This window comes from Desulfatiferula olefinivorans, assembly GCF_054657895.1.
On the sequence record NZ_BAAHXV010000048.1, the window covers coordinates 22,343 to 29,512 of the forward strand.

General features: G+C 52.7%; 8 protein-coding genes. All 8 read left to right on the forward strand.

All coding sequences use genetic code 11. The features are described from left to right. The first annotated feature begins 37 nt into the window (after positions 1–37). Positions 38–976 (forward strand): GNAT family N-acetyltransferase, encoded by a 939-nt coding sequence (locus ACYQ11_RS20225; protein ID WP_459925639.1) that lies wholly within the window; start codon positions 38–40, stop codon positions 974–976. A gap of 19 nt (positions 977–995) precedes the next feature. Beyond that, positions 996–1,577 carry a GNAT family N-acetyltransferase gene (locus ACYQ11_RS20230; RefSeq protein ID WP_459925640.1) on the forward strand — a complete coding sequence of 194 codons (582 nt, stop codon included), beginning with the start codon at positions 996–998 and terminating at the stop codon, positions 1,575–1,577. Next, the gene (locus tag ACYQ11_RS20235) at positions 1,574–2,320 is read left to right on the forward strand and encodes a class I SAM-dependent methyltransferase (protein WP_459925641.1); all 747 of its coding nucleotides are present in this window, start codon (positions 1,574–1,576) and stop codon (positions 2,318–2,320) included. Before ACYQ11_RS20230 ends, ACYQ11_RS20235 begins: the two co-directional genes overlap by 4 nt. After that, entirely contained in the window at positions 2,313–3,077 is a 765-nt protein-coding gene (locus ACYQ11_RS20240) for an SDR family NAD(P)-dependent oxidoreductase (RefSeq protein WP_459925642.1), read from the forward strand. Before ACYQ11_RS20235 ends, ACYQ11_RS20240 begins: the two co-directional genes overlap by 8 nt. 21 nt (positions 3,078–3,098) lie before the next feature. Continuing rightward, positions 3,099–3,902 (forward strand): glycosyltransferase, encoded by an 804-nt coding sequence (locus ACYQ11_RS20245; RefSeq protein WP_459925643.1) that lies wholly within the window; start codon positions 3,099–3,101, stop codon positions 3,900–3,902. A 448-nt stretch (positions 3,903–4,350) separates the two neighbouring features. Continuing rightward, complete coding sequence (locus ACYQ11_RS20250; protein ID WP_459925646.1) at positions 4,351–5,343, forward strand: NAD(P)H-dependent flavin oxidoreductase; 993 nt, start codon at positions 4,351–4,353, stop codon at positions 5,341–5,343. A 543-nt stretch (positions 5,344–5,886) separates the two neighbouring features. Further along, positions 5,887–6,441, forward strand: a complete 555-nt coding sequence (locus ACYQ11_RS20255) for a PDC sensor domain-containing protein (protein ID WP_459925644.1) — start codon at positions 5,887–5,889, stop codon at positions 6,439–6,441. Positions 6,442–6,472: 31 nt separating this feature from the next. Next, a partial coding sequence (locus ACYQ11_RS20260; RefSeq protein ID WP_459925645.1) for an MCP four helix bundle domain-containing protein occupies positions 6,473–7,170 on the forward strand: 698 nt, incomplete at its 3' end.

The window sequence follows — 7,170 nt, forward strand, 5'->3', positions numbered from 1 at the left end:
TCCTGCGGAACTATTCTCCCAAAACGGGATGCGCATCATGAGCGAGACGCAATCGGAAGGCCACGGATACGCCCATCCGGATTATGCGCGTTCCCTGTGCAATTATGGCGAGGTCGTTCCCCTTGCGAGGGCTTGCGGCTCCTTGTTGCGGCGCCCCGTACCCGGCGCATCGGACGATGGGCGGGCATGGGCCGATTTCATGGGGCCGTACCCGTTTTTATGCTGCGAAAATTATGCCCTTCTGCCCCGAGATCTGGATGAACTTGGACAGGATGAGCGCCATGTGTCGGCCGTATGGGTGCATGACCCTTTCGCAGCCGGAGCGCTGGCTGAAATACGGAGCGAACTGGATGTATGCCGCGTCTTCAAAGATCACTATGTGATTGAGGCAAACCGGTACCACCTCGATCGTGTGTCGCGACATCACCGTTATTATGTGCGCAAATCCGCCCGCGAAGTCTATACGCAGCGCGTTGCGGCCGATGAACACGTTCTGGATGAATGGTGCCGGTTGTATGATGAGCTGATCGCCCGGCATCGATTGACCGGCATTCATGCCTTTTCGCGTGAGGCGTTCGATAGCCAGCTGCGTTTGCCGGGCACGCGTGTTTTTACGGCGTCGCGACCGGATGGACGGCTGGTCGGCGCGCAAATATGGTATTGCCGGGGAAGCGTCGCCTACAATCACCTGGCGGCGTTTGACCGGCAGGGGTATGCCTGCAGCGCGTCCTATGCCCTGTATGCCTTTGCCGTCAGCGCGCTGATCGATGAAGGCGTCAAGCGACTCGACCTGGGCGGCGGGGCCGGCACAGAATCCGGACGGGATGGTTTGGTCGCCTTTAAAAAAGGCTGGGCGACCGGCACGATTCCGGTCTATTTGTGCGGTCGGATACTCAATCGTGACGCTTATGCGCGTCTGTGCGAATCCGTCGGCAAAACAACATTTTTCCCCGCATATCGGGCGGGGGAGTACTGAACAAGGGAAGGTGCGGATCGTGAACAACTCAATAACAAGGTCGTTTTCCGTTTACCTGCGGGCGTTTGAGCGCGAGGACGCCCCGATTATCAACACCTGGCGGCGCGATCTCGAGGATCAGGAGGCGCATGGCGGCCTGATTCGTCATGTGTCGTCCGCTGTGGATGAACAGTGGATTGAAGACATCATCTTTAACACCTCCAACCGCTTTTACTGGGCGATTTGCCTGAAGAAAAACGACGAAATGATTGGCTATGTCGGCTGTAAAAATATCGACTGGGTGCATCGCGGCGCGGTGGGATATGCCCTCTACATGAGTCGGGCACACCGCCGGATGCAATTCATGCTGGAAGCCTGTTACCTGGTGTATGCCTACTGTTTTGATCAGCTTGGCCTCAATCGATACGAGGTCGATGTGCTTGAAAGTAACGAGGCGGTGCGTAATCTGCACGCCATGATGGGACACCGGCAGGAAGGTGTCCTGCGTCAGGCGGTTTTCAAAAACGGCAGGTTTCATAATGTTATACGCATGGCCCTGCTTAATGAGGAGTTCCAGCAGGTCAAAAAGGCGTGGCATGCAAAACAGGGGGGCGATTCATGACAACGATAAAACCCCACACACTGGATGACTGCCGGGAACTCTATGAAAACTGGCAGGATAATCCGTTCGCCATAGAAAACGGCCTGTTCCAGGAGTGGTACCCCAAACGGGTGGCCTTCTACGCACGCGGCGGTTCGCTTTTGGACCTCGGCCTGGGTGCCGGACGGGTCACCGCCGCGTTGAACGCCCTGTTTGATTCGCATCTTGTCATTGAGGGCTCGCACGCCATGATTGAACTGTTTCGCTCGAAATATCCGCAGTGCGGCGTGGAGGTCGTACAGTCGATGTTTGAAACTTTCGATACCGATATGCGGTTCGATGCCGTTTCCATGGGCTTCGTCCTCGAGCACGTGGATGACCCCGTTTTGCTGCTGCGGCATTTTCGCCGCTTCCTGAAGCCGGATGGACGGATTTTTATCTCGGTTCCCAACGGGAAAAGCCTGAATCGACGTTTCGGGTACCACGCGGGGTTGATAGACGATTATATGTATCTGTCCGATAACGATGTGGCGGCCGGGCACCGGCGAACCTACACGGTTGAACGGCTCGAGGAAGACCTGAAGGCCGCGCGCCTGGTTCTTCACAAGGCCGAAGGACTCTTTCTCAAACCGATGTCGAACGAGCAGATGCGTGTCCTGAAACTGTCTCCCCAAATCCTGGAGGCCATGGTGCAGGTCGGCCTGGATTATCCGGAATTGTGCTCCGCGATTTTCGCCGTCGTCGAAGGGGAGACCCATGACTAACCCGGGTGATTTTACGGACAGGCATGTGGTCATTGCCGGCGCGACCTCCGCGATCGGCCGGGCGGCCGCCACAGCGTTGCTGTCCGCGGGGGCGCGCGTCACCCTGATCGGGCGCGAAACCGCCGCCCTGCAAGCCCTCAAAAAAGCATACGGCGAGACGAGCTGTCATGCCGTGCAACTCGATTTGCTTTCCCTTGCCGATGCCCGAGGCCTGCTGGAAGACAGCGTAGAGCGTATGGGCAAGTTCGACGGCATGCTCTATGCGGCGGGCATCAAAAACATACAGCCCGCGTCCCTCCTGACGTCGGCGGATGCCATGGACATGATGAAAATAAACGCGGTGGCCGGATTTGAACTCGCTCGAGTGGTCACCGCAAAAAAATGCCGGGCCGAAGCCGTGAGCCTTGTGTTTGTCGCGTCCGTTGCCGCGGCCTTCGGATATCCGGGGCTGACCGGCTATTGCGCGTCGAAGGCCGCCCTGATCAGCGGTGTAAAATCTTTGGCGATTGAACTGGCGCCCCGGAATATCCGCGTCAACTGCGTGTCCCCCGGTGTCGTGGAGCAGACCGGTATGAGCGAATCGTTTCGACGGCAGTTCGGTGAAGAAGCCTATCGTCAACAGATACTCGCGCATCCCCTCGGCCCGGGGCGGCCGGAAGACGTCGCAAACGCCTGTCTTTTCCTGCTGTCCCCGGCGGCACGCTGGATCACCGCGACCAACCTGGTGGTCGATGGCGGATACCAGGCGGCGAAATAGAGCGAAACGAAAGGAAACGTCATGACGGTTCACGTCAGTGTGTGCATGATTACCTACCAGCATGCGCCTTTTATAAAAAAAGCGCTGGACAGCGTTTGCGAGCAAAAGGTCAACTTTCCCCTGGAAATCGTCCTCGGCGATGATGGTTCAACCGATGGAACCGTCGATATTCTGCGAGCCTATGAAAAACACGCACCGCAATTGCGCGTACGCTATTGCCCCGAAAATGCAGGCGACGGCGGACGAGCCAACGCCATCGACACCATGCGCGCCTGCCGGGGCGAATATATCGCGCTGCTCGAAGGCGATGACTATTGGACCGATCACCTGAAACTGCAAAAGCAGTATGATTACATGAATAGTCATCCCGAGGCGGCCGGCTGTTTTCACAATGCACGGCTCTTAGATGACAAAGGACAGGTCATCAAGGAAAAAATGCTCGATAACCCGCCCGCCAGAATGTCTCAAGCCGATGTTTTTGAGCTTTTTGGCCGCGAACCGACCTGCTCCATATTTTTCCGCGCCCGTATTCTCAACCCGATGCCCGAATGGTTCCTTGCCTATCCCTGCGATTTCTTTTTCGGTCTGCTCATAACCGCGAACGGCAGCTATGACGGCCTCAACGAACTTATGGCCGATCATGTGCGCCATGCCGGTGGATGGAGCGCCCTGTCCGAACGGCAGCGATGCGAACATATGCTTTATCGTTACCGCCTGCTTAAACAGGACAGCGGGTTGTATCGAACACACAAAGCGCGCATCGACCACGTCTTGACCGTGCTGGAAGAACGGCGCCAAAGACTTGATCAAGAGGCACAGGCATAGATAATTCTTTTTAAGCTCCGGAACAAAAATTGACGGCTTCATAAAACGTCCGCTCTCTGCGTTTCGCGTCATCCTCCGTCGTTGCGGCGTACCCGAAGTACGCATCATTAAAATGGATTCGCGAGGCCTTGAACGCGAACTTTTTTCTTTTCCATTCTTTGATGACGTTTTACGCGTTCATCAAACACGACTGACCAGGCACGTAATAAACCGCTTGGTTTTAAAGTGTTTTTGATATACTTTTATTGAAATCATATCGTGACGGCTTCGTAAAAAGTCCGATTTCTGCGTTGCGCTTCATCCCTCGTCACTGCGGCGTACCCAAAGTACGCCTCATTCCTCGGGATTCGCGACGCCTTGAACTCGAACTTTTTTCTTTGCCGTCATTTGATGACTTTTTACGAGTTCATCATATCGTGATTCATTCCAAAACAGACATACCCATAATCTGAAACAAAGGGGGACCTACATGAAAACCAGGGTTACCAAGCTGTTGGGCATCGAGCACCCCGTGATCCAGGGAGGCATGCAGTGGGTGAGTAAGGCGGAACTTGCATCGGCGGTTTCAGAGGCCGGGGGCCTTGGTATTCTGACCGCCTTGACCCAGCCCGGTCCCGAGGATCTGGTTAAGGAAATCCGGCGAATGAGAGCCATGACGGTCAAACCCTTCGGTGTGAACCTGACCCTTCTGCCCACCCTGAAACCCGTGCCCTACATGGACTATGTGGAGGCCATGATTTCTGAAAACATCCGCATTGTGGAAACCGCCGGACGCAGCCCCGAAGAATTCATGCCCCGGTTTTTGGATGCCGGAATCACGGTCATCCATAAATGCACCTCGGTCAGGCATGCCGTGAAAGCTCAGAAAATAGGATGCGCCGCCGCCAGCGTGGACGGATTTGAGTGCGCCGGTCATCCGGGCGAGGATGACATTCCGGGCCTGGTGCTGCTTCCCCTGGCCGCAGACGCCCTGAGCATCCCCATCATCGCGTCCGGAGGATTCGCCGACGGCAGGGGGCTTGCCGCCGCCCTGAGCCTGGGGGCCGACGGCATCAACATGGGCACCCGGTTTCTCGCCACGAAAGAAGCTCCGGTCCACGACAATGTCAAAAAAGCCCTGGTGGACGCCGACGAGCGAAAAAGCGCCCTGATCTTGCGAACTTTGAAAAATTCAGCGCGAATTTATAAAAATTCCGTGGCCGATGAAATCCTGGCCCTTGAAGGGCGCGGGACTATCACCATCGAAGAACTGGCCCCCCTTGTCAGCGGAGCACGTGGCCGAACCGTTTATGAAACCGGCGATATCGAAGCCGGTGTCTGGTCGGCGGGCATGGTGGCCGGCCTGATCCGGGACATTCCCACCGTCCGTGATCTGGTGACCCGCATTGTCCGCGAGGCCGAAGACATCATCGCAAACCGCCTGAAAAACATGATCGGTTAGAGCCGGGATAATGAATCAGGGGCATCGTCATTTCAGCCCCGTGGCGAGACAACAGAGAATCCAATTTTTTGTTTTCTCACGGAGACACCAAGGCTAAGAGGTAGCGAGACCATGCCCAAGGCATAACCCACGGCGTCAGGCGGTGGCGCACCAAATTTCCGTTCCAGGGGATTGCTCCACCTCAGGGGAAACGCATTCTGCCGGCGTTGGCTTTTTTGCTTTCGGTATCAAGCGGTGTTGGTGCCGATAGCGATTCAACCGGACACATACATGCGATTGCCTTGCCCTGATCCTGATGCCGGATTGTATTTTGTATTGCAATTAACACGAATGTAATGTAAATTTTTAACTCAAATTAAATCACCAGAATCCCAATATCGCGCACGCTTTTATAGATCTTCGTTTTTCATCTTAAATTAATTATTATTATCCCCTTATCCCCGATTTTTCAGACCATTGGGATATGTCACTTCGTTGTATGAATATGTGGTCCCATCGATTACAATTGAAGTTTACGTAACCGTTGAATTCAGGAGGCCCTAAATGAAAAAAATCAACATTTTTATTCTTGCTCTGTTTCTGATTATCCCATCCCTTTCGTTTGCAGAAAAAGCACCAAAAACAATCGTTGATCTCGCTCATTCAACGCTTGCTGCTATCGGGAGTGACCCGGTTATCGTCGACGCTGTCAATCAGGAAAATGCAAAAGGCAAAACCCTTGATCAGGTTAAAAGCATGGATGAAAAGTGGCAGAAAACGGCCGGGATCGCCGACTATATGAAGGCGCTTATGGATTCGGCCTGTGGTAAACATTTGAAAACAATACAGGCCCAGAAACCGTTTTACGCGGAAATATTTGTCATGGACAATCTTGGAGCAATTGTTGCCATGACCGATAAAACCTCCGATTACTGGCAGGGCGATGAAGCCAAATTTAATGAATCAATCAACAATGGAGCCGGCGCTGTATTTATCGATGAAGTTGAATTTGATGAAAGCAGTCAATCCTATCTCGTACAGGTTTCAGTCCCGGTTAAAGATGGCGATAAAGTCATTGGGGCGATTACGTTCGGAATAGATGTCGATCAAGTGAATTAAACCATCGGTGGCGTTTATTCCTGGAGGATGTGTGAATATTTTAAAAAATATTAAAATAAGGGTAAAGCTCGGAATTGGTTTTACATTGATGGTTGTCTTTATGCTTGTTATCGGTATTTATGCGTTCAGCAGCCTTAAACAAGTTCAAACAAGCCTTGATTCTATTTATTCGGTTCGACTCCACAGTATTGATTATTTGATTGAAGCGGACAGGGATTTACAGCAATTGTTGGTTTCAGAACGCTCAATGATATTTGCAAATGTTCAAACAGATATTTTTAAATCACTGGTCGATGACTATGAGACCAATCTGAAACAGGCCCGGGAACGATTTGATAAATACAAAGCCCTTGCGTCTGGAAAAGAAGAAGCGGCATTAATCGCTGACTTTGAGGCCTTAAGAAAAGATTGGGAAATTGTTTCCAGGAAAGTCATTGACGGCAGAAAAGAAGATACCAGAGAAGGCCGGCGCTTAGCGTTGGATCTTTCTCTTGCCCAGGCAAGAGAGCAGTTTGAAAAAATGAGAGACAAGCTCAACCGCCTGACTGAAGTGAATCTTGAAATGGCGGCAAAGGAGTGGACCTTTTCCCGGAAAACCTATCATGCAACGGCGTTTGTGCTGATTGGTATTATTATGGTTGGTATTTTAGCAGGAATGTTTCTTTCTTTTGTTATCAGTCGAAGTATCACTGTCCCGGTGAACAATACTGTTGAAGGTTTGAAAGATAT